The sequence below is a fragment of the Streptomyces sp. NPDC127117 genome, from assembly GCF_042677325.1.
Lineage (GTDB): Bacteria > Actinomycetota > Actinomycetes > Streptomycetales > Streptomycetaceae > Streptomyces.
Map to the genome: position 1 here is coordinate 81,240 of NZ_JBHXTM010000019.1, position 21,639 is coordinate 102,878.

Here is a 21,639-nt window from a genome sequence, read left to right on the forward strand (position 1 = left end):
TCCGCCCCGCGCTCAGAGCCCCGGCGGCAGCTGCGGTGCCCCCGGGAGCCGGATCGAGGCGATCGTGCCCGGGCCGTCCGTCGCCGGGCTGAGGGTGATCTCGCCGCCCGACTGCTGGACCGTGCGGGCGACGATCGACAGGCCCAGGCCCGAGCCGGGGAGCTGGCGGGCGGAGGGGGAGCGCCAGAAGCGTTCGAAGACGTGGGGGAGTTCGTCGGCAGGGATGCCGGGGCCCTGGTCCCGTACGGTCAGTTCGCCGTCACGCAGGGCGATCTCGATCGTGCCGCGGGGCGGGCTGAACTTGACCGCGTTGTCCAGGACGTTGACCACCGCGCGTTCCAGCGCGGCGGGCTCGGCCCGTACGTACCAGGGCGTCAGGTCGGCCCTGATGGTCAGCTCGGGGCCGCGCAGCCGGGCGCGTTCCAGGGCGGTGTCCGCGATGTCGTGCAGCGCGACGACCTGGAGCGGGCCGGGGGTGGGGGCGTCGGGGCGGGACAGTTCCTGGAGGTCGCCGATGAGTGAGGCCAGCTCGGTCATCTGGGCCTTGACCGACTTCATCAGGGCCCTGCGGTCGTCGGGCGGGATCGCACGGCCGGTGTCGTCGCTGCGGGCGAGGAGCTCGATGTTGGTGCGCAGGGACGTCAGCGGGGTCCGCAGCTCGTGGCCCGCGTCGGCGATCAGCTGGGCCTGGCGGTCGCGGGAGCTGGCCAGGGACGCGGTCATCGTGTTGAAGGAGCGGGACAGCCGGGCGATCTCGTCCTCGCCGTCGACCGGGATGCGGACGGTGAGGTCCTCGGTACGGGCGACGTGCTCGACGGCCTCGGTGAGCTCGTCGACGGGGCGCAGCCCGGTGCGGGCGACCCAGAGACCGGCCGCGCCCGCGCCGACGCCGCCGACGCCGGCGACGGCCAGGAGCACCCAGGCGAGGGTGGAGAGCGGGTCGTCGATCTCGCTCATCGGACGGGCGATGGAGACCGCGAAGCTTCCCGGGACCAGGCCGGGCGCCGGGTTGCGGGTCTCGTACGCGTAGGTGTACACGCGCATCTTCTTGCCGCTCTTCGTGCTGGCCGTGTGCAGGACGTTGTCCCGTACACCGGCGGCCACGGCGATGTCGGCGGCCGTCACGCCGATCGGCGAGGCCCCGGCGGAGGTGCAGGTGCTCCCGGACGCGGTGACGAGCTGCACGGTGTACGTCCCTCCGATCGGCGGGACGGTCGCCTGGTCGGGGTGGGTGCAGGCGATGAACAGCTTCTGCATGTAGTCGTTGCTGACCGAGACATTGCGCAGCGAGGAATCCAGCTGGCTCTCCAGCTGCGCCTTCGTTGCGAACCAGCAGCCCGCCGCGACCGCCGCGACCGCGATCGCCACCGCCGTCGCCACCAGCAGCGCGAGCCGGGAGCGCAGGGGCAGGGCGCGGAGCCGTCGCAGGGCGCCGGTCATCCGTCACCGCCGCCGGAGCGGAGCGCGTAGCCGACACCCCGCACCGTGTGCACGAGGCGCGGCTCACCGCCCGCCTCCGTCTTGCGGCGCAGGTACATCACGTACACGTCCAGGGAGTTGGAGCTCGGCTCGAAGTCGAAGCCCCACACCGCCTTCAGGATCTGCTCGCGGGTCAGCACCTGGCGCGGGTGGGCCAGGAACATCTCCAGCAGGGTGAACTCGGTACGGGTCAGCTCGACCCGGCGGTTGCCCCGGGTGACCTCGCGGGTGGCGAGGTTCATCCGCAGGTCCGCGAAGGCCAGCTCGTCGTCGGAGGGGACGGCGCCGCCCGCCGCGGCCGCGTACGAGCTGCGGCGCAGCAGGGCCCGGATGCGGGCGAACAGCTCGTCCAGCTCGAAGGGCTTGACCAGGTAGTCGTCGGCGCCCGCGTCGAGACCGGTGACCCGGTCGCCGACGGTGTCGCGGGCGGTGAGCATCAGGATGGGCGTGGTGGTGCCCGTGGAGCGGAGCCGGCGGGCGGCGGTCAGGCCGTCCATCCGGGGCATCTGGATGTCGAGCACGATGAGGTCGGGGGCGTACGACTCCGCCCTGGCCAGGGCGTCGAGGCCGTCGACGGCCACCTCGGTGCCGTAGCCCTCGAACGCGAGACTGCGCTGCAGGGCCTCGCGCACGGCGGGCTCGTCGTCGACGATCAGGATGCGCTGCGGATCGTCTTCGGCGGGGCTCATCGCTCGTCGTCCTCTTCTCGTACCGTGCGGTCCCGGGCGTTCCGGGACGTCGTGCTCTCAGCCTCGCACGGCCATGGTGCGTCGTCGTGCGGCCCGGCGCTTGCGGGCGGCGGTGGTACCGACCTCCGGAGCGCGGTCCGTACCTTGCGTGGCCTGTTCGCTCACGAGCGCCAGGGGCAGGGCCAGATCGGCCGGACCGGTGGGGGTGTGGGCGGGGTGGTGCATGACTGTCTCCTCAGGAGCTGTTGCCGGCCCGCAGGGTGTCGAGGTCGGCCTTGAGCGTGTTGACCGGGATGGCGAAGCCGAGGCCCACGCTGCCGGCGCTCGAACCGCTGGATCCGTTGGACGAACTCGCCGAGTACATAGCGGAGTTGATGCCGATGATCTCGCCGTTCATGTTGATGAGCGCACCGCCGGAGTTGCCGGGGTTGAGCGAGGCGTCGGTCTGGATGGCCTTGTACGTGGTGGTGGACTCGCCGGTGTCGCCGTTGAACTGCCGGCCGCCGAACTCGAACGGCCACTGCTCGCCGCCCTGCCCGCTCTGTCCCTGGCCGCCGCCGTCCTCCTTGGCGACGGTGACATCGCGGTCGAGGGCGGAGACGATGCCGCTGGTGACGGTGCCGGTGAGGCCCTCGGGCGAGCCGATCGCCACGACCTGGTCGCCGACCGCGACGGCCGAGGAGTCGCCCAGGGTGGCCGTCTTCAGCCCGCTCGCGCCCTGGAGCTTGATCAGCGCGAGGTCCTTGTCGGGGTCGGTGCCGACGACATCGGCGGTGTACGTCCTGCCGGTGCTGAGCGTCACCTTGATCGACGAGGCGCCGGAGATGACGTGGTTGTTGGTGACGATCTCGCCGTCGGAGGTGATGACCACGCCGGAGCCGGTGGACTCGCCCGCGGTCGAGGTCGCATTGATCTCGACGATCATCGGCGAGACGGCCTTGGCGACACCGGAGACGGTGCCCTTGCTGCTCTGCGAGACGGTGGTGCCGGGGACGACTTCGGAGGCCGCGCTGTTCGTTCCGCCGCCGGTGAGCTGTTCGATGACGGTGGCGGTGCCGCCGCCGACGATCGCCGCCGCGATCGCCACGGCCGCCAGCAGGGCGACCGGCCGCCTGGCCCGGTGCCGGGGCGCGGCCGGCTCGGGCGGCGGGAAGGCCGGTCCGTCGCCGCCGTCGCCACCGTCGCCGCCGTTGCCGCCGCTGTGTCCGTCGGCGCCGTTCCCGCCGGGCCACACGGTGGTGCCGGGGCCCGTCGCGATCGGCTCCGCGGGCCGGTATGACGGCGGCGGCGGGTAGGCCGCGTCGCCGTTGCCGTACGAGGGGTACATCGGGTACTCGCCGCTCGGGCGCTGGCTCTCTGTCATGTATATGAGCGTGTCCGGCGAAGATGAGAGAAGCCTGAGCACCCGCTGAGAAGCCCGGCAGAAGCTCGTATGCCCGATATAAGGAGCGGCCCGGGTCCGGACGAGGAGCGCCTCGGGTCCGGGGGGTGAACCCCGTCCCGTCCTCGGGCCCGGGGGGATCCCGTCCCGTCCCCGGGTCCGGGGGGTGAACCCCGTCCCGTCCTCGGGCCCGGGGGTGAACCCCGTCCCGTCCCCGGGTCCGGGGGAACCCCGTCCCGCCCCGGACCGTCACGCCTGGAGCGTCGGCTCCCCGCAGCCGCACGAGCGCCGCACCACCAGCGCCGACGGGAACTGCTTCAGCCGCTCCCGCCGCGACCCCGACACCCGCAACGAGTCGTCGAGCACCAGGTCCACCGCCGCCCGCGCCATCGCGGGCCGGTCCGAGGAGACCGTCGTGAGCGGCGGATCGGTCAGCCCGGCTTCCTTCACGTCGTCGAAGCCCGCCACCGCGAGCTCCCCGGGCACGTCGATGCGCAGCTCGCGCGCGGCCCGCAGCACCCCGATCGCCTGGTCGTCCGTCGAGCAGAAGATCGCCGGCGGCCGGTCCGGCCCGGCGAGCAGCTTCAGCGCCACCTGATACGCGTCGTAACGGTTGTACGGGGCCTGGAAGAGCCGGCCCTCCGTCGGGCGGCCCGACTCGTGCATCGCCCGGCGCCAGCCCTCGACGTGGTCGGCGACCGGGTCACCGACCGCCGGGGTGGACTCCACGCCGCCGAGACACGCCACGTACTCGTTGCCGTGCTCCAGCAGGTGCCGGGTGGCGAGCTGGGCGCCGCCGACGTCGTCCGTGACGACCGCGACGTCGTCGATCGCCTCCGGCCGCTCGTGCAGCAGCACGACCCGCGCGTCCCACGCCTCTATCTCGGCGGCGGCCCGCTCGCTGGGGCCCTGGCTGACCAGGATCAGGCCGGAGACCCGCATGCCGAGGAAGGCCCGCAGATAGTGGACCTCGCGCTCGTCGCGGTAGTCGGAGTTGCCGACGAGCACCATTTTTCCGCGCTCGGCGGCGGCCTGTTCGACCGCGTGCGCCATCTCCGCGAAGAACGGCTGCCGGGCGTCCGGCACGATCATCCCTATGAGATCGGTCCGCCGCGAGGCCATCGCCTGGGCAACCCGGTCGGGCCGGTAGCCCAGCTCCTTGATCGCGGCGAGTACCCGCTCGCGCGTGGCCGGGGCGACCGGCCTCGGTCCGTTGTTGATGACGTAGCTGACGACCGCGGTCGACGTCCCCGCCAGTCTCGCCACATCGTCCCGCGTCACCTTGGCCACGCGCGGCAGTCTACGCGGATATACCTACCTTCCGGCAGGTCGGACCGGGGCTTCTTCCTTCGCCCCGGCAGCCCGCGACTGCTCCGAACGGGTTACGGGTTCGGCGGCCGCCCTCGCCGCGGCCCGTTCCTTGGCCTCCTCGGCCGCGCGCTCCACCTTCTCGGGCACCACGAAGCGGTAGCCGACGTTGCGGACCGTGCCGATCAGCGACTCGTGCTCGGGGCCGAGCTTGGCCCGCAGCCGCCGCACATGGACGTCGACCGTGCGCGTACCGCCGAAGTAGTCGTAGCCCCAGACCTCCTGGAGCAGCTGGGCACGGGTGAAGACCCGGCCCGGGTGCTGCGCCAGGTACTTGAGCAGTTCGAATTCCTTGAAGGTCAGGTCCAGGACCCGTCCCTTCAGCTTCGCGCTGTACGTGGCCTCGTCGACCGAGAGGTCGCCGTTGCGGATCTCCATCGGGGAGTCGTCGGAGGAGATCTGCTGCCGTCCGGTGGCCAGCCGCAGCCGGGCCTCCACCTCGGCCGGTCCCGCCGTGTCCAGCAGTACGTCGTCGATGCCCCAGTCGGCGGTGACGGCCGCGAGGCCGCCCTCGGTCACGACGAGGATCAGCGGACAGCCCGGTCCGGTGGACCGCAGCAGCTGGCAGAGCGACCGCACCTGCGGCAGGTCGCGGCGGCCGTCGATCAGGATGATGTCGGCACCGGGGGTGTCGACGAGAGCGGGGCCTTCGGCCGGTGCCACCCGCACGCTGTGAAGCAGGAGACCGAGGGCGGGGAGCACCTCCGTCGACGGTTGAAGGGCATTCGTCAGGAGCAGCAGTGAACTCATCGCCGCCCACCTGCCTGGGTCGTCGGTCGATGATCGTGCACGGTTCGCTCGCCCATTACGTCGGTCCTCCTCGTTCCCTGCGAGAGGGGCACTCCCGGGCCCGGCCCGGGGGAGTATGCGGCACTTCTTCGTACGTATTCGTGCTGGTTCCACGGTGCGGTCCCGCGCCCTGGGGCCGCTGAGCTTGTGGAAACGTCGCCGTAACAACGCCTGGAAAGCACAAAAGGACCCGGGGGCTTCTCTGCCCGGATCCTCTTCCCAGCACAATAGCCCACATGAGTTCTGTGTCCGAGGGGCGATTTCGGGGTTCCGCTGTTCCCTTGATCACGCCCGGTCCCCTGCGCACCACATTGCGTGCCGATGACGGGGTGCGTATCGAGGCGGTGTACGAGCCGTGCACGGCAGGTGCCGGGGCCGTCGCGGAATCATCCTTCGACGGTACTGCGATCGTGCTCGCGCACGGTTTCACCGGTTCGGTGGACCGGCCCGCGGTGCGGCGTGCCGCCGGGGTGTTCGCCGGGCGTGCGGCCGTGGTCACCTTCTCGTTCCGGGGGCACGGCCGGTCCGGCGGGCGCTCGACGGTGGGCGACCGCGAGGTGCTGGATCTGGCGGCGGCGGTGGCGTGGGCCCGCTCGCTCGGACACCGCCGGGTGGTGACCGTCGGGTTCTCGATGGGCGGTTCCGTGGTGCTGCGGCACGGGGCGCTGTACGCGGCACGGCCGGCGGACGACGCGGGAGCCGTCGGTGGAGTGGAGCGCGAGGGGCGCACCGGGGCGCGTACGGAGGCGCACGCGGATGCGGTGGTGGCCGTGAGTGCCCCCGCCCGCTGGTACTACCGGGGCACCGCCCCGATGCGCCGACTGCACTGGGTGGTCACCCGGCCCCTGGGCCGGCTGGTCGGCCGGTACGGCCTGCACACCCGGATCGACCGCGACGAATGGAACCCGGTGCCGCTCGCACCGGTCGAGGCGGCCGGGCTGTTCGGCCCGACGCCGCTGCTGATCGTGCACGGAGACCGGGATCCGTACTTCCCGCTGGATCACCCGAGGTCGCTGGCCGACGCGGCGGGCGACAGCGCCGAGCTGTGGCTGGAGCGCGGCATGGGGCACGCGGAGAACGCCGCGGACGAGACCTTGCTCACCCGCATCGCCGAATGGGCGGTGACGCCGTGACCCATCATGGACAGCTGACGCGAGACGAGAGGAGTGGCGCCATGCCCGCGGGAACCATCCGCTACTGGGCCGCCGCCAAGGCCGCGGCCGGGACCGCGGAGGAGCCGTACACAGCTGCGACCCTCGCCGAGGCGCTCGACGCGGTGCGCGAACGGCACCCCGGAGAGCTCACCCGAGTGCTCCAAAGGTGCTCGTTCCTGATCGACGGTGACCCCGTGGGCACCCGCGGCCATGAGACCGTACGCCTTGCCGAGGGCGGCACGGTCGAGGTGCTCCCGCCGTTCGCAGGAGGGTGAACCGCAGCACATGAGCAGCAACGATCAGCAGCATCCGTACGGACAGGACCCGGGGTACGGGTACGTCCCGGGCCACGACCCGTCGAACGGTCAGCAGCCGCACCAGCAGCCGTCGCAGCCGCAGCCGCAGCCGCAGCAGTCGTACGGCGACCAGGCCTACGGTGCGCAGCCCTACGGCACCCAGCAGCCCTACGGCACCCGGCAGCCGTACGGCGATCAGTCGTACGGCCGGCAGTCCTACGGCACCCAGCAGTCCTACGGCGGGCAGCCGTACGGTCAGCAGGCGCAGGGCCAGTACGACCCGAACCAGGCACCTCAGACACCTCAGGCACCCCAGGCGAGTCCCGGGCAGGCGTGGCCGGCCGGGTATCCGCAGGAGCCCGCCGCGCCCGTGGCGCACGGTCCGCAGGACCCCGGCGTCGCGCAGACGTGGGAGGGCCAGACCTGGGACACCCAGTACCAGCCGGTCATCCACTCCGCCCAGTCGGCGCAGCCGGCGCAGCCCGCCCAGCCGGACCGGCCCGTGCAGCAGCCCGTTCCGGCCGCCGCCGAGACCGGCTACCTGCCGCCGCAGGGCGCCACGGGCGGGTACCCGCTGCCGCCCGAGGCCCCGGCGGCCGAACCCGCTCCCGCTGCCGCCTCCGGGCACGACGCGGCCGGCTACAGCGCCCCCACCACCCTGGGCAACAGCCGCGTCACCGACGCCCAGCGCGCCCGCGCCGAGGGCCGCTCGCCGATCATCGCGCCGGGCATGCAGCCCGCCGCGATCACCGCCGGGCTCGGGCTGCTGCTCGCCCTGGGCGCCGCGATCGGGTCGTACGCCCTGGTCGTGCCGCTGGTGCTGCTCCAGGCCGTGACCGCGGCCGGCTGGTTCCGGCTCAACGGCATGTGGCCGGCCCGGCAGGGCATCGCGCTCGCGTTCGCGGGCGGATTGGTCGCCGACATCGCGCTGCTCGCCGCGGGCCGGGAGAACGGTCCGGCCGCCATCCTCGGCACCCTCGGCGTCTGGGTGCTGCTCACCGTGGTCCTCCAGCTGCGCAGCCACGCGAGCGCCGACGAGCGGATGCAGGGGCTGATGGCCACCGTCGCCTCGGCCGCGCTCTCGGTCCTGGCCGCCGGACACCTCGCGGCGGTCCCGGACGCGGTGACCGTGGGCGGGGTGGCCGTCGCGGTCGCCGTGCTGGTCCGCGCGCTGCCGCTGCCCGGACCGGCCTCGGTCGTGGTGGCGCTGCTCGCCGCGACGGGCGGCGGCGCCGTGGCCGGGGCGATCACCGACCTCGGCACCAAGGGCGCGCTGCTCGGCCTCGCGGCGGGCGGCTGCGCACTGATCGGGCTGCGGGTGGCCAGCTACGACTACCCGTCCCGGTTCGTCCACATGACCGCCGGTGTGGCGCTGCCGCTCACCGCCGCGGCGCCCGCCGTGTACCTGATCGGCCGCGCGATCTCGTAGTGCCCGACCCGGGCGCCCCGGGAACCGAAGAGGGGCGCCCGCTCGTCGATCACCCGGGGCGCCGTGCACATCCGGTGGACGTGCGGGGCGCCAGGGGTCCGGCCGGAATGCAGGGTGGGGGAAGAGCGGACATGCGTGCACTGCGGATACTGCTGGTCATCGTGGTGGTTCTGGGCGGGATCTTCGTCGCCGTCGACCGGGCGGCGGTGTATTTCGCCGAGTCGGAGGCCGCGGGGCGGGTCAAGGTCACCGGTGCCACGATCGGCTCGACGGACATCTCCATCAAGGGATTCCCGTTCCTGACGCAGGTCGCCGCGGACCGGCTCGACGAGGTCGACGTGGAGATCACCGGCATCGAGACCGACGCCAACGGCCACCGGCTCCGGATCAGCAGGATGAACGCGGCGCTGCACGACGTGAAGCTGTCCGAGGGCTACTCCAGCGCCACCGCCGCCCGCGCCACGGGCACCGCCGTCATCTCGTACAAGGACCTCACCGAGGCCGCCAGCGAGGGCGTCGCCGTCGAGTACGGCGGCAACAACAAGGTGAAGGTGACCGGCACGGTCGACGTCCTCGGCAACCCGATCTCGCGCAGCGTCCTGTCCACCGTCACCCTGGTCGACGGCCACACCCTGCGGGTCCATGCGGACCAGGTGCCCGGCGAGGGCATACCCGGGCTGGAGGGGCTGGTGCGCAAGAAGACCGACTTCGACCGCGAGGTCGGCGGTCTGCCCAGCGGTCTCGAACTCCAGAAGATCCAGCCCACCGCGGACGGCCTGGAGATCTCGGTGACCGGCACGGACGTACAGCTCGCCGGCTGAGGCACCCGCACGCCCCCACACCCCCTCGTACACGGCATCGCGCAATACCGCGCCACATATTGAGACGGCCGTGTCCGATCCGTAGATGGCCGGTGCCCGCCCGCGATGCCGGAGTGACGTGAGGGGCGCTTCACCCCTCTCTCGTCCCGTATGGCGGACGATCGTTTCTCAGAATGCGATACGGCGGTGACATGTCCGCCCGCACCTCCCTACGATCGGTCCCATGCAGTGCTCTATTGGCGGTCTCCCACAGCGGGGACGGGCGGATCTCACGAAGCGGCGGGCAGTGGACCTGTGCCGCGTCGCCGCCATGCTCTGTCGCACTGTCTGAGCGGGAGCCTTCGGCACCCCGTATTCCCCCGGCCCTTCGACCGCAGTCAGGGCCCATCCCGATCGTCGCTGTACGTGCGCCGCACGCCGCGCCGACGTACATCCGCATCACGCACCGTCTCGCATCATCTCGCCGCAGACTGCCCCGGAGGAGAACAGAATGAGCCGCAGTGACGTCCTGGTAGACGCCGACTGGGTCGAGGCCCACATCGACGACCCGAAGGTCGCTCTCGTCGAGGTCGACGAGGACACCTCGGCGTACGAGAAGAACCACATCAAGAACGCGATCCGGATCGACTGGACCAAGGACCTCCAGGACCCGGTCCGCCGTGACTTCATCGACCAGGCCGGGTTCGAGAAGCTGCTGTCCGGGAAGGGCATCGGCAACGACACCACGGTCGTCCTGTACGGCGGCAACAACAACTGGTTCGCGTCCTACGCGTTCTGGTACTTCAAGCTCTACGGCCACCAGGACGTCCGCCTGCTCGACGGCGGCCGCAAGAAGTGGGAGCTCGACTCCCGCGACCTGGTCGACGGCGACCAGATCCCGTCCCGCCCGGCCACCGAGTACAAGGCCCAGCCGCAGGACGAGTCGATCCGCGCCTACCGCGACGACGTCGTGAAGGCGATCGGCAACCAGAACCTGGTCGACGTGCGTTCGCCCGACGAGTTCAGCGGCAAGCTGCTCGCCCCGGCGCACCTCCCGCAGGAGCAGTCCCAGCGCCCCGGCCACGTGCCGAGCGCCCGCAACATCCCGTGGTCGAAGAACGCCAACGACGACGGCACCTTCAAGTCGGACGACGAGCTCAAGGCCCTGTACGAGGCCGAGCAGGTCGACCTGGCGAAGGACACCATCGCGTACTGCCGCATCGGCGAGCGCTCCGCGCTCACCTGGTTCGTGCTGCACGAGCTGCTCGGCCAGGAGAACGTCAAGAACTACGACGGTTCGTGGACCGAGTACGGCTCCCTCGTGGGCGTGCCGATCGAGCTCGGCGCCAACAAGTAATTCCGCGCGACCCGGACCAGCACGACCCCCGACCAGAAGGACGAAACACATGTGTGGAGCAAAGGCCGGCGGCCCCGACGCTTCGACCATCAAGCCCGGTGAGACCACCATCCAGGGCAGCGTGACCCGTGACGGCGAGCCCGTCACCGGCTACGTCCGCCTGCTGGACTCGACCGGCGAGTTCACCGCCGAGGTCCCGACCTCGGCGACCGGACAGTTCCGCTTCTACGCGGCCGAGGGCACCTGGACGCTGCGCGCCCTGGTCCCCGGCGGCAGCGCCGACCGCACGGTCGTGGCGCAGACCGGCGGCCTCTCCGAGGTCGCGATCGCGGTCTAGCGCGTCCCGCACCGCGACACAGATCGGCCGAAGGGCCGTACCCCAGGGGGTTGGACGCCTTCCTGAACGGGGTACGGCCCTTCGAGCCATTCGTACGGGCGGGAACGGGGCCTACGCCATGGGCCGGGGCGGGCCTACGCTGGAGGTATGTACGCCCGACGCCGGCGTGGCTACTTCCTGATGATGGGCGGTTGCATCGTCCTGTTCGTATCGGCCTGGGCCTTTGTCAGGCTGTGGTCGATGCCCGCCGCGATAGCGATGTGCCTCGTCGCGATGGTGATTCCGCCCATCGCGGCCATGGTCGCCAACCGGCGGGGGCCGGACGACCGCTGGTGGGACGATCCGTCCGGCGACCCGAAGTCCGACGAGTGGTGGGACGAACTCGACGGCAAGAAGCGGCGGTGACGCTCTCGCGTCAGTAGACGAGGGCCTGGACGCCGTCGGCCATGATCTCGCTGACGAAGACCTGGGCACCGGCGATCCGCACGCCCTCCAGGACGTCCTGCTCGGTGATGTCACGACGGGCCGCGCACTGCGTGCACAGGGTGATCCGGCCGCCCGCCTGGATCGACTCGATCAGATCCGGCAGCGGCGCGGCGTGCGGCAGTTCGAACTCGGCGGCGCGCCCCGGCAGCGCGAACCACGAGGACTCCCCGGTCAGCCAGAGCGAGACCTCGACCCCGCTGGCGACGGCGACCGCGGCCACCGTGAACGCCTGCGAGCAGCGCTCGGCGGAGTCGGCACCTGCGGTCACCTTGATCACGAGCTTCTTCGGCATATGCCGAACTGTAATCGTCGAGCGGGCAACCTCATCTCCTCGGTGGCAGTCGGGTAGGTGCGCGGATAACGGAATCAGCGCTTCTGGTCTCGTGGGGGGACCCCAATTGGAACCGAAAGACACCACTTCTGACGGGCCGACGCCCGTGGCCGAGCCCGTGCCAGGGCCCGAGCCCGTGCCAGGGCCCGAGGCCGCGCCGGCCGCCGCGCCGATGGCCGCCGCGCCGGCCGCCGCGCCGATGGCCGCCGCGCCGGCCGCGAAGCGCCCGCGTGGTCGTACGGCGCTGCTCGTCGTCGCTGCCGCGGTGCTCGGCATCGCGGGCGGCACCGCCGTGGGCTACGACATACAGGCCGGACGCGCCCCGACCCCGCCGCCCGCCCTGTCCCAGCCCGATCTGGCGTACCCGGCGAAGACACTGCCCCCGGGCGAGGCCCCCGATCCGCTGCCCGCGTCCCAGGACCGCCGGGTCAGGACGGACGGCGACCTGCGCAAGCTGATCGTGGACAGGCCCGCGGGCTGGAGCGACGACAACTCGGTGCCGGGCCTCGGCGACGGCTGGCTGCGCCCGGACGTCTACGCCCGTTCCTTCGAGGAGGAGGGCTCCATGTACGAGTTCTTCCTGGAGAGCGACATACGTCGGATCGCGAGCGCGGCCTGGAAGCGTGGGCAGTACCGCACCGCTGAGATCAATCTCGTGCAGTTCGGCTCGTCGACCTTCCCGGGAGCCCAGGAATTCGCCGAGGCCCAGCTCAGGTACATGCCCGGAACCGAGATCGGTGCGGGCAACAGCGGCGATGCGATCAAGGGCAGCGGCAACGGCCGCTACTACCTCTACGAGGTCGACCGGAAGCCGGGCTATCTGCCGTCGTACCAGGCCAGGGCCACCGTGTACCGGGGCGACATCGTGGCCGACATCCACGTCTACGACACCGTACCGATCAGCAAGAAGGACATCCGGATGCTGGCCGAGAGACAGCTGGAGCGCCTGTGAACGACGTGACCACGCAGGCGACCGCTCCCGACGCGAACGCCGGCGCCACCGGGTCCGACGCCACCGGGTCCGACGCCACCGGGTCCGACGCCACCGGGTCCGACGCCACCGGGTCCGACGCCACCGGGTCCGACGCCACCGGGTCCGGCGCCACCGGGTCCGGCGCCACCGGGTCCGGCGCCACCGGGTCCGGCGCCACCGGGTCCGACGCCACCGGGACCGCCGCCTCCGGCCGTCCGCGCCGGGGGATCCTCATGGCGCTTCCCGTCGTGCTGGTGCTCGCCGCGGTCGCGGGCGCGGCCGCGTACACCGAGAACGCGGTGGACGGCGCCGACCGCAGCGTCAGGACCCGCCTCATGGCGGAGCCCGAGCACGAGCAGGGCAAGGACCCGGCCGGTGACGTGGCCCGGGGCCGGGCCTCCACCGCGCTCAGCAAGCTGCTGCTGCCGGTCCCGGCCGGCTACCGGCTCGGCCCCGACAACGGGGAGTTGGGCAACGACGGCGAGCAGAGCGGCAAGAGGGCGACCGCTGCCGCGAAGCAGAGCGCCCGCGGTCTCGCGGGCAAGGAGCGCCGGGCCTACGAGAAGCGGATCGACAAGCTCCGCATCGAGGGCATCGCCGCCCGTTCCTACACCGGGGACGCCAACAACCTGACGATCAGCACCGAGATCATGCGGATGAAGGACAAGCGGGCCGTCCGGAACCTCTACACCTTCAGGACGGGCCTCTTCGAGTCCATCGGCATCTTCCGCACGGAGCCGAGGATCGAGGGGCACACGAGAAACGCCAGGTGCTACGTCCTGCGCAAGGGCAGCAAGGACGCCATCGAGTCGATGAACTGTCTGGCGTACGACGGCGAGCTGAGCATCGGCCTCTCGGCGTCCGGCACCAGGCCGTTCGACCGCAAGGCCGTCGCCGAACTCCTGAAGGACCAGCTGAACCACATCGCGTCTCCGGGGGAGTACGTATGACCGAGCAGACGACGGACACACCGGCCCGGGCCGTGCCCGCCGTACCCGCCGAGGCCGCCCCCGTACCGCCGCGGGCGCCGAAGCCGCCGCGGCGGGTGCTGCGGGCCGTCGCCCGGTGGACCGTCGCCGCCCTGGTCCTCGGCGGGCTCGGTGCCGGTACGGCCTTCGGCATCACCTCGATGGAACGCACCGACGTGCCCGGCCTGGCCACCGAGAGCGACGGTCGCTGGGACTACCCCGAGCTCAGCCTGCCCGCGCTGCCGGCCGGCTCGCCCCGCCCGTACAGCGACGGCAACGTCGCCGAGATCCACCACGCCGACCTGCGGCGCCTGCTGCTGCCCGCCCCGGCCGGAGCAGTCGTGGACAAGAGGCTCGACGGCGGCTGGGTGAGCGCCGAGCGGTACCTCTCCGAGTATGCGAAGGGCGGGCGCTCCGAGCTCGCGCAGACGCTGAAGGACTCGGCCCCGCGGCACGTCGCCGCACGCGGCTGGACCATGCCGGACGGCACATCGACCCGGATCTATCTCGTCCGGTTCAACTCGACGGCCTTCGCCCAGTCCCTCCTGGACCGGATCACCGTCAGCGGATCACCGGTGCCGCTCGCCGGGGCGCCCGAGACCGTTCTCGACGAGGGCTGGAGCGGCGGCGGCAAGGTGGCGGGGACCTCGTCCTACGTGTACGACGAGGCGAAGCCGTACGGTCGGGCGCAGGTCCGCCACGGCTACGTGGTCGCCGGCGACACGTTGGCCCTCGTCGTCCAGTCCCGCAAGGGCAAGGAGGGCACCCGGAGCGTTCCGTTCCACCAGACGGTGATCCTGCAGAACCAGCTGCTGGGCTGACCCGTCCCCGGCGTCCCCCGGCAAACCCCGAACCGGCGGGGCCGGTCCCAACCCATTAGGCTGGGGCCGGCCCCGTACTGCTGCCATAACGCTCGTTGCAAGGAGTTCCCGTGCTTGAGGCATTCTTCTCCGCCCTGCTGGTCCTGGTCTGCGTCGGCGTTCTCGCCTTCGCCGGACTGACCGTGAAGAAGCTGTACCAGGGTCAGCGCTGACACCTCCCCGTCCCACCTCACAGATCGTCTGAGCCGCTCATGATCGAGATTCCGTCCGACCTCCACCCGGACCTCGTCCCGCTGGCCTTCCTCCTCGGCAACTGGGCGGGCGCCGGCGTCTCCGACTTCCCCGGCGCCGAGCAGTGCAACTTCGGCCAGGAGGTCTCCTTCAGCCAGGACGGCCGTGACTTCCTGGAGTACGTCTCGCACACCTGGGTGCTCGACTCCGAGGGCAAGAAGGTCCGGCCGCTGGAGTCCGAGTCCGGCTACTGGCGCATCGACAAGGACCGCAAGGTCGAGGTCGTCATGGCCCGCGACCAGGGCGTCATCGAGATCTGGTACGGCGAGCTGGCCGACCAGAAGCCGCAGATCGACCTGGTCACCGACGCGGTGGCGCGGACCGCGGCCTCCGGCCCGTACAGCGGTGGCAAGCGTCTGTACGGCTATGTGAAGAGCGACCTGATGTGGGTCGGCGAGAAGGCCACCCCCGAGGTGGAGCTGCGCCCGTACATGTCGGCGCACCTGAAGAAGGTCGTCACCCCGGAAGAGGTCGAGGAGATGGCGAAGAGCCTCGGCGACCTCCCGGACGACGGCATCGCCTTCTTCAAGTAGTCCGCCGCGGGCCCGTCGGCTCTCGGCCTGCCGCCGGGCAACGGCTGCGGGCAGGTGCTCACCCGGTCCTACACTGGGCGTGTGGTGAGCACCGACTGGAAGTCCGACCTCCGACAGCGCGGCTATCGGCTGACGCCGCAGCGGCAGCTTGTCCTGGAAGCCGTCGACACGCTGGAACACGCGACACCCGACGACATCCTCTCGGAGGTGCGCAGGACCGCGTCCGGCGTGAACATCTCCACCGTCTACCGGACGCTCGAACTCCTGGAGGAGCTCGGGCTGGTCAGCCACGCCCATCTGGGGCACGGGGCACCCACGTACCACCTTGCCGACCGTCATCACCACATCCACCTGGTCTGCCGCGACTGCACCGACGTCATCGAGGCCGATGTCGCCGTCGTCGCCGAGTTCACCGCGAAGCTCCGGGACAGCTTCGGGTTCGAGACGGACATGAAGCACTTCGCGATCTTCGGCCGCTGCGCCGGGTGCACGGCGAAGGCGGCGGCGGAGAACACCGCGAACAGCGAGGACGCGGAGGGCGCCGGCCGGCCGTAGCGTCCGGACTCCCCGGTCGTACCGTTCACACCGCGTCGTACGCTGGTCGCATGAAGAGCCCCCTGCTGTCCCTGCCCGGCGCCGTCCCCGCCGAAGGCCGCGACGAAGGCGTCGCCGCGCACTACGGTGACCTGTTCCGCGAGCAGCGCGCCCTCGCCGACGGCTCCGGCCTCGTCGACCTCTCGCACCGCGCCGTCGTCACGGTCACCGGCAGCGACCGGCTGGCCTGGCTGCACCTGCTGCTCACCCAGCACGTCAGCGAACTCGCCCCGGGCCAGGCCACAGAGGCCCTGATCCTCACCGCCAACGGGCACATCGAGCACGCGCTCTACCTCGTCGACGACGGCGAGACCGTCTGGATGCACGCCGAACCCGGCACCCAGGGCGACCTGGTCGCCTATCTGGAGTCCATGAAGTTCTTCTACCGGGTCGAAGTGGCCGACCGCACCGAGGACTTCGCCGTCGTCTACCTGCCGGCCGGCTCCATCGCGGAGGTCCCGGACGGCGCGACGGTACGGGAGACGGCGTACGGGCGGGACCTGTTCCTGCCCCGCGCCGACCTGGAGGAGTACGCGGCGGCGAACGGCCCGGTGGCCGGCATCCTGGCGTACGAGGCGCTGCGCGTGGAGGCGCACCGCCCGCGCCTCGGCTTCGAGACCGACCACCGCACCATCCCGCACGAGCTGGGCTGGATCGGCACCGCCGTCCACCTCCAGAAGGGCTGCTACCGGGGCCAGGAGACCGTGGCCCGGGTGCAGAACCTGGGCAAGCCGCCGCGTCGGCTGGTCTTCCTGCACCTCGACGGCAGCGAGGTGCTGCTGCCCGGACACGGCACTCCGGTGCGGCTCGCCGCGGACGGCGCCGAGGGGCGCCAGCTGGGCTTCATCACCACGTCCGCCCGCCACCACGAACTGGGACCGATCGCGCTGGCCCTGGTCAAGCGGAACGTTGCGGTGGACGCCGAACTGCTCGCCGGGGACACGGCCGCCGCACAGGAGACGGTCGTCGAGCCGTAGGACGTCCCGCGGTCCCGGACGGGCCGGTCCGGAAAGGGGCCGGTCCGGAACGGATCGGTCCGGAAAGGGGCCGGTTCAGACCTCGACGATGACGGTGAACGGGCCGTGATTCGTGAGCGAGACCCGCATGTCCGCCCCGAACCGGCCCGTCTCCACCTGCGCGCCCAGCGCCCGCAGCTGCTTCACCACCTCGGCGACCAGCGGTTCGGCGACATCGCCGGGCGCCGCCGCGTTCCAGGTGGGCCTGCGGCCCTTCCGGGCGTCCCCGTAGAGAGTGAACTGCGAAATCACCAGAAGCGGTGCATTCACATCGGAGCAGGACTTCTCGCCCTCCAGGACGCGGAGCGACCAGAGCTTGCGGGCGAGCTGCGCCGCCTTCTCGGGGGTGTCCCCATGGGTGACTCCCACCAGCACACACAGTCCTTCGCCGACGATTTCGCCGACCACCTCGGGGCCGCCCGCCCCGTCCGCGCCGTCGGCCACCGTGACGCTCGCGCCGTCCACCCGCTGTATCACTGCACGCATACAGACCAACCTATCTTGGGCTGAACGGGTACAGAGCATCCACATAGGCCCCACCGGAGTGGCACGATGCTCGGGAGGCGGTGTGCCGACGCACCGGTCGAGGGGATGGACACAAGCATGAGTACCTATGGAACCGGGCAGTCCCCCGGCGCCGTACCGGTCACGCGAACCGGCGCCAGTACCAGCACCAGCACCATGCGGCCACCCGTGCAGCGAACCGGGCACGGTCTGGAGGACAGCCTGTCCGCCGGCCCGCAGCCCGAGCTGGGCACCCTGCGGCTGCCGGAGCTGCGCACGCTGCGCCGCGAGTCGCAGCGCGACGAGGCCGACCTCAGCTATGTGCGCCGGCTCGTCCAGGGCCGGATCGACATCCTGCGGGCCGAGCTGGCCCGGCGGCTGGACCCGGAGACACCGGTGGTGGACCGGCTCTCGGAGATCCTCGCCGACACCCCGTCCCAGCACCGCTCCTCCGCCCGGCACGTCACGCTGACCACGCCCCGCAGCGACGAGTACCGCCGGCTGGCCGCCGAGACGCTCGCCGAGGTCGAACTCTCCGACCTCGACGCCCGTACGGACGAAGAGCTGCACACCGCGATGGGGCGCCTGGTCCGCTACGAGCAGCAGGTCTCGCGCCGCCGTCACCAGTTGCAACGCACCACCGACGATTGCAGCGCGGAGATCGCCCGCAGGTACCGTGACGGTGAAGCACAAGTAGACGACCTGCTCGCCTGAAGCGATCCTTCCGGGGGGCGGGTTCCGCCCGTCCCCGGAAGGCCACCATGACCTCCAGCGCCGCCCCGTCCGTCATATCCCCCGCTCTCCCCGTCCTGGCCGAGGTCGTACGGTCCGGCTTCGTGGAGGGCCACCACCGGGGCTCGCTGGTCGTGCTGGCCGCCGACGGCAGCGTGGAACGGTCCCTGGGCGATCCGACGGCGCCGGTTTTCCCGCGCTCCTCCAACAAGCCGATGCAGGCCGCGGCCGTGCTGCGGGCCGGGCTCGATCTGTCCGGGGAGCGGCTGGCACTGGCCGCCGCGAGCCACTCCGGCGAGGACTTCCACCTCGAACTCGTCCACACCATGCTCGCCGAGCACGGACTGACACCCGCCGATCTGCAGACCCCGCCCGACCTGCCGCTGGACCCGGTCGAGGCGGAGACGTATCTCGCCGCGGGCCACGTCCGGGAGCGGATCACCATGAACTGCTCCGGCAAGCACGCGGCGATGCTCGCGGTGTGCGCGGTGAACGGCTGGGACCGGGCGTCCTACCTCGACCCGTCGCATCCGCTCCAGCAACTGGTCCACCGGGTCGTCGAGGAGACGGCCGGCGAGCCGGTCACGGCGGTCGGCACGGACGGGTGCGGGGCGCCGCTGATGGCGATCAGCCTGGTGGGCCTGGCGCGGGCCTTCCGCGCGTTCGTACTGGCGGAGCCGGGGACGGCGGAGCGCCGGGTCGGTGACGCGATGCGGGCCCACCCCGAGTACGTGGCCGGGACGCGCCGCCCCGACACCTGGCTGATGCGGGAGGTGCCCGGCACGCTCTCCAAGATGGGCGCCGAGGCGGTGCAGGCGGTGGCGCTGGCGGACGGCCGGGCGCTGGCCTTCAAGGTCGACGACGGTGCGACGCGGGCGCTCGGCCCGGTGCTGGCCCGTTCGCTGCGGCTGCTGGGCATCGACGCCCCGGTGGTCGAAAGGATCGGGCACGCGCCGCTGCTGGGCGGCGGCGGCGAGGTCGGCGAGATCCGGGCGGCCTTCTGACCTGTCCGTTCCACGGCGGCGGAAGGCGGCCGAAGGCCGGGAAAGGCGGCGGAAAACAGGGCGACATCCCGTGATCCGTGTGCATAGCGTGGCCCGTATGGCTCTCGACATCCGCACGGTCACCGCCGCCGAGTTCCCCGACTGGCTGCGCGCCAAGCACACCGGCTTCCTGCGCCCGCAGACGAGCACGGAAGAGGAGGCGGAGCGACGCCTCCCGCACACGGACCTCTCCCGTACGCAGGGCGCGTTCGACGACGGGCGGTGCGTGGCCACGTTCCGCTCCTTCGCCCAGGAGCTCACGGCCGTCGGCGGTGCCGCGGTGCCGGCCGACGCGATCTCCAACGTCACGGTGTCGCCCACGCACCGCCGCCGCGGGCTGCTCAACCGGATGATCGCCGCGGACCTGGCGGCGGCGAAGGAGCGCGGCGAGGTGGTCGCCACGCTGATCGCCGCCGAGTACCCGATCTACGGCCGGTACGGCTTCGGCCCGGCGACCTGGATCACCCAGTGGGAGATCGACGTACCGCGGGCGGGCCTGGACCCGCGCTGGTCGGGCCCGTCCGAGCGGGACGGCGGGCGGATCGACCTGGTGAGCGGCGCGGACGTACGCAAGCTGGGCCCGGCCCTCCACGAACGGCTGCGCGCCCGGCAGCACGGTGTGATCGACCGCGACGAGCGCTGGTGGGCCGTGAACACCGGAGAGGCCCAGCCGGGCCCCGGAGCGCCGGGTTCCGGGGCCTGGGCGGAGCCCTTCTACGCGGTCTACAGCAACGCCGCCGGCGAGGTGGACGGCCTGACCGTCTACCGCGCCGACGGCAGCTGGGGCGACTCCAAGCAGCCGCTGAACCGGGCCACCGTGGTCAGCCAGATCGCCGTCACCCCGGCCGCCGAGCGCGCGCTCTGGCACTTCGTCTGCTCGATCGACTGGATCACCACGGTCCGCTCCGGCTACCGCGCCCCCGACGACCTGCTGCCGCTGCTCCTCCCGGACCCGCGCGCGGCCCGCATCGTCACCCAGGCGGACTGGCTGTGGGTGCGGCTCCTGGACGTCGTACGCGCACTGGAGGCCCGCAGTTACGCGGTCCCCGGCACGCTCACCCTCGACGTCCACGACGCCGCGGGCCTGACCGCCGGCCGCTACCGCCTGGAGGCCACCCCCGCCGGCGCGAGCTGCGCCCCCACCAAGGACGACGCCGATCTCGCCCTGGACGTACGGGAGTTGGGCACCCTCTACCTGGGTGACGAATCACCGTCCCGGCTGGCCGCCCTGGGCCGGATCGAGGAGCTCACGCCGGGCGCGGTCGCGACGGCGGAGGGGATGTTCCGGGCGGGGCGGCGGGCCTGGTGCCCGGATGTGTTCTGAGCCGAATGCCGGCGATCCACGAAACTAGGATGGGAGCCGAGGGCGGGACGCCGCGCGGGCGGGGGCTCGTGGGCCGGGCGGCGATGGGCACCGCCCGGAAAATGGGGTTCAGGTGACTGAGGAGAAGGGCTCGTCGGGCGGTACGGGCCTGCCGGCCAGCATCGAGGCCGCCTGGGGGCTGCGGGCGCGGCCGGTCAAGGGCCCGAAGCCGGGGCTGAGTCTGGCCCGCATCGTGGATGCCGCGGTGGCGGTGGCGGCGTCCGAGGGGCTCGGCGGGGTGTCGATGGGGCGGGTCGCCAAGGACCTGGGGGCCTCGACCATGTCGCTCTACCGGTACGTGTCCGCCAAGGGGGAGCTGTACGTACTGATGCAGGAGGCGGCGATGGGTCCGCCGCCCCCGCTGCCCGCGCCGGAGAGCGGCACCGGCTGGCGGGAGGCGCTCTCCCGGTGGGCGTGGGCGCAGCGCCGGGTGTTCCACCGCAATCTGTGGATGCTCCGCATCCCGGTCCCGGGCCCGCCCGCCAGTCCGAACTCCGTCGCCTGGTGGGAGCAGGGCCTGAGGGCCCTCGAAGGCACCGGCCTGGACGCGCGCGACGAGGTCTCCGTCATCCTGCTCGTCAACGGGTTCGTACGGAACGAGGCGCTGCTGATGGGTGATCTCGCGGCCGCCGTCGAGGCGCGGGGCATTCCGGCGCAGGAGGTGGCGGACGGGCACACCCGCACCCTGGACCGGCTCGTCGACCCCGTACGCCATCCGTCGCTCTCCCGGGTGCTGGAGTCCGGGGCGCTGCGGGCTCCGCGCGGGTCCGACGAGGAGTTCGCCTTCGGGCTGGAGCGGGTGCTGGACGGGGTCGAGGCGCTGGTGGAGGCGCGGGCCGAGCCGGACGGAAGGCGTGTGCGGCCGCTCCCCGAGGTCAAGTCCGGTTGAGGTCAGGGGCGTACGC

General features: G+C 72.0%; 26 protein-coding genes. 18 read left to right on the top strand and 8 right to left on the bottom strand.

The window, feature by feature from the left end; all coding sequences use genetic code 11:
- Nucleotides 1-12: 12 nt before the first annotated feature.
- The 6 genes from ACFVH0_RS18690 to ACFVH0_RS18715 all read right to left on the bottom strand — a co-directional run bounded on the left by ACFVH0_RS18690 (nucleotide 13) and on the right by ACFVH0_RS18715 (nucleotide 5,667).
- On the bottom strand, nucleotides 13-1,440 hold the full coding sequence (locus ACFVH0_RS18690) for a sensor histidine kinase (RefSeq protein ID WP_385821444.1): 1,428 nt from the start codon (nucleotides 1,438-1,440) through the stop codon (nucleotides 13-15).
- Nucleotides 1,437-2,168 carry a response regulator transcription factor gene (locus ACFVH0_RS18695; protein ID WP_385821446.1) on the bottom strand — a complete coding sequence of 244 codons (732 nt, stop codon included), beginning with the start codon at nucleotides 2,166-2,168 and terminating at the stop codon, nucleotides 1,437-1,439. The genes ACFVH0_RS18690 and ACFVH0_RS18695 overlap by 4 nt, the downstream gene beginning before the upstream one ends.
- Before the next feature lie 57 nt (nucleotides 2,169-2,225).
- Nucleotides 2,226-2,393 carry a hypothetical protein gene (locus ACFVH0_RS18700; protein ID WP_385821448.1) on the bottom strand — a complete coding sequence of 56 codons (168 nt, stop codon included), beginning with the start codon at nucleotides 2,391-2,393 and terminating at the stop codon, nucleotides 2,226-2,228.
- A gap of 10 nt (nucleotides 2,394-2,403) precedes the next feature.
- On the bottom strand, nucleotides 2,404-3,531 hold the full coding sequence (locus ACFVH0_RS18705) for a S1C family serine protease (RefSeq protein WP_385821450.1): 1,128 nt from the start codon (nucleotides 3,529-3,531) through the stop codon (nucleotides 2,404-2,406).
- 267 nt (nucleotides 3,532-3,798) lie between these two features.
- Entirely contained in the window at nucleotides 3,799-4,839 is a 1,041-nt protein-coding gene (locus ACFVH0_RS18710; protein WP_385821452.1) for a LacI family DNA-binding transcriptional regulator, read from the bottom strand.
- A 24-nt stretch (nucleotides 4,840-4,863) separates the two neighbouring features.
- Nucleotides 4,864-5,667 (bottom strand): response regulator transcription factor, encoded by an 804-nt coding sequence (locus ACFVH0_RS18715; RefSeq protein ID WP_385821454.1) that lies wholly within the window; start codon nucleotides 5,665-5,667, stop codon nucleotides 4,864-4,866.
- A 275-nt stretch (nucleotides 5,668-5,942) separates the two neighbouring features.
- Between ACFVH0_RS18715 and ACFVH0_RS18720 the strand changes: the two genes are divergently transcribed.
- From ACFVH0_RS18720 to ACFVH0_RS18755, 8 genes are all read left to right on the top strand, one after another.
- Nucleotides 5,943-6,839 (top strand): alpha/beta hydrolase, encoded by an 897-nt coding sequence (locus ACFVH0_RS18720; RefSeq protein WP_385821456.1) that lies wholly within the window; start codon nucleotides 5,943-5,945, stop codon nucleotides 6,837-6,839.
- Between the two features lie 41 nt (nucleotides 6,840-6,880).
- Nucleotides 6,881-7,135 carry a MoaD/ThiS family protein gene (locus ACFVH0_RS18725; RefSeq protein WP_124717298.1) on the top strand — a complete coding sequence of 85 codons (255 nt, stop codon included), beginning with the start codon at nucleotides 6,881-6,883 and terminating at the stop codon, nucleotides 7,133-7,135.
- Between the two features lie 10 nt (nucleotides 7,136-7,145).
- Nucleotides 7,146-8,585, top strand: a complete 1,440-nt coding sequence (locus tag ACFVH0_RS18730) for a hypothetical protein (protein WP_385821458.1) — start codon at nucleotides 7,146-7,148, stop codon at nucleotides 8,583-8,585.
- A 131-nt stretch (nucleotides 8,586-8,716) separates the two neighbouring features.
- On the top strand, nucleotides 8,717-9,406 hold the full coding sequence (locus ACFVH0_RS18735) for a DUF2993 domain-containing protein (protein ID WP_385821460.1): 690 nt from the start codon (nucleotides 8,717-8,719) through the stop codon (nucleotides 9,404-9,406).
- A gap of 223 nt (nucleotides 9,407-9,629) precedes the next feature.
- Nucleotides 9,630-9,737 (top strand): putative leader peptide, encoded by a 108-nt coding sequence (locus ACFVH0_RS18740; protein WP_350983699.1) that lies wholly within the window; start codon nucleotides 9,630-9,632, stop codon nucleotides 9,735-9,737.
- Nucleotides 9,738-9,896: 159 nt separating this feature from the next.
- Nucleotides 9,897-10,742 carry a sulfurtransferase gene (locus tag ACFVH0_RS18745; RefSeq protein WP_385821462.1) on the top strand — a complete coding sequence of 282 codons (846 nt, stop codon included), beginning with the start codon at nucleotides 9,897-9,899 and terminating at the stop codon, nucleotides 10,740-10,742.
- 49 nt (nucleotides 10,743-10,791) lie between these two features.
- Nucleotides 10,792-11,079 carry a DUF1416 domain-containing protein gene (locus ACFVH0_RS18750; RefSeq protein WP_018490348.1) on the top strand — a complete coding sequence of 96 codons (288 nt, stop codon included), beginning with the start codon at nucleotides 10,792-10,794 and terminating at the stop codon, nucleotides 11,077-11,079.
- Nucleotides 11,080-11,226: 147 nt separating this feature from the next.
- Nucleotides 11,227-11,484: a DUF3099 domain-containing protein gene (locus ACFVH0_RS18755; RefSeq protein WP_266730944.1), complete on the top strand. Its 258-nt coding sequence runs from the start codon at nucleotides 11,227-11,229 to the stop codon at nucleotides 11,482-11,484.
- A gap of 10 nt (nucleotides 11,485-11,494) precedes the next feature.
- Here ACFVH0_RS18755 and ACFVH0_RS18760 read toward each other — a convergent pair whose 3' ends face one another.
- Nucleotides 11,495-11,857: a DsrE family protein gene (locus tag ACFVH0_RS18760; RefSeq protein ID WP_124717294.1), complete on the bottom strand. Its 363-nt coding sequence runs from the start codon at nucleotides 11,855-11,857 to the stop codon at nucleotides 11,495-11,497.
- A 175-nt stretch (nucleotides 11,858-12,032) separates the two neighbouring features.
- On the opposite strand from ACFVH0_RS18760, the gene ACFVH0_RS18765 reads away from it, so the two are divergent.
- The 6 genes from ACFVH0_RS18765 (at nucleotide 12,033) to ACFVH0_RS18790 (ending at nucleotide 17,053) form a co-directional block, all read left to right on the top strand.
- Nucleotides 12,033-12,848: a hypothetical protein gene (locus ACFVH0_RS18765; RefSeq protein ID WP_385821464.1), complete on the top strand. Its 816-nt coding sequence runs from the start codon at nucleotides 12,033-12,035 to the stop codon at nucleotides 12,846-12,848.
- Nucleotides 12,845-13,819, top strand: a complete 975-nt coding sequence (locus tag ACFVH0_RS18770) for a hypothetical protein (RefSeq protein ID WP_385821466.1) — start codon at nucleotides 12,845-12,847, stop codon at nucleotides 13,817-13,819. Before ACFVH0_RS18765 ends, ACFVH0_RS18770 begins: the two co-directional genes overlap by 4 nt.
- Entirely contained in the window at nucleotides 13,816-14,658 is an 843-nt protein-coding gene (locus ACFVH0_RS18775; protein ID WP_385821468.1) for a hypothetical protein, read from the top strand. Before ACFVH0_RS18770 ends, ACFVH0_RS18775 begins: the two co-directional genes overlap by 4 nt.
- A gap of 251 nt (nucleotides 14,659-14,909) precedes the next feature.
- Nucleotides 14,910-15,482, top strand: a complete 573-nt coding sequence (locus tag ACFVH0_RS18780) for an FABP family protein (RefSeq protein WP_385821470.1) — start codon at nucleotides 14,910-14,912, stop codon at nucleotides 15,480-15,482.
- An 81-nt stretch (nucleotides 15,483-15,563) separates the two neighbouring features.
- Entirely contained in the window at nucleotides 15,564-16,037 is a 474-nt protein-coding gene (locus ACFVH0_RS18785; protein ID WP_385821472.1) for a Fur family transcriptional regulator, read from the top strand.
- 50 nt (nucleotides 16,038-16,087) lie between these two features.
- Entirely contained in the window at nucleotides 16,088-17,053 is a 966-nt protein-coding gene (locus tag ACFVH0_RS18790) for a YgfZ/GcvT domain-containing protein (protein ID WP_385821473.1), read from the top strand.
- 75 nt (nucleotides 17,054-17,128) lie between these two features.
- Here ACFVH0_RS18790 and dtd read toward each other — a convergent pair whose 3' ends face one another.
- Nucleotides 17,129-17,578, bottom strand: coding sequence for a D-aminoacyl-tRNA deacylase (gene dtd / locus ACFVH0_RS18795; RefSeq protein WP_385821474.1), 450 nt, complete (start codon nucleotides 17,576-17,578; stop codon nucleotides 17,129-17,131).
- Nucleotides 17,579-17,695: 117 nt separating this feature from the next.
- Between dtd and ACFVH0_RS18800 the strand changes: the two genes are divergently transcribed.
- From ACFVH0_RS18800 to ACFVH0_RS18815, 4 genes are all read left to right on the top strand, one after another.
- Complete coding sequence (locus tag ACFVH0_RS18800) at nucleotides 17,696-18,310, top strand: ABC transporter substrate-binding protein (RefSeq protein WP_385821476.1); 615 nt, start codon at nucleotides 17,696-17,698, stop codon at nucleotides 18,308-18,310.
- Between the two features lie 47 nt (nucleotides 18,311-18,357).
- Nucleotides 18,358-19,332, top strand: a complete 975-nt coding sequence (locus tag ACFVH0_RS18805) for an asparaginase (protein ID WP_385821478.1) — start codon at nucleotides 18,358-18,360, stop codon at nucleotides 19,330-19,332.
- A 97-nt stretch (nucleotides 19,333-19,429) separates the two neighbouring features.
- Nucleotides 19,430-20,695, top strand: coding sequence for a GNAT family N-acetyltransferase (locus ACFVH0_RS18810; RefSeq protein WP_385821480.1), 1,266 nt, complete (start codon nucleotides 19,430-19,432; stop codon nucleotides 20,693-20,695).
- Between the two features lie 112 nt (nucleotides 20,696-20,807).
- A complete protein-coding gene (locus ACFVH0_RS18815) occupies nucleotides 20,808-21,623 on the top strand; it encodes a TetR/AcrR family transcriptional regulator (protein WP_385821482.1) in 816 nt (271 codons plus the stop codon).
- Nucleotides 21,624-21,639 lie beyond the last annotated feature (16 nt).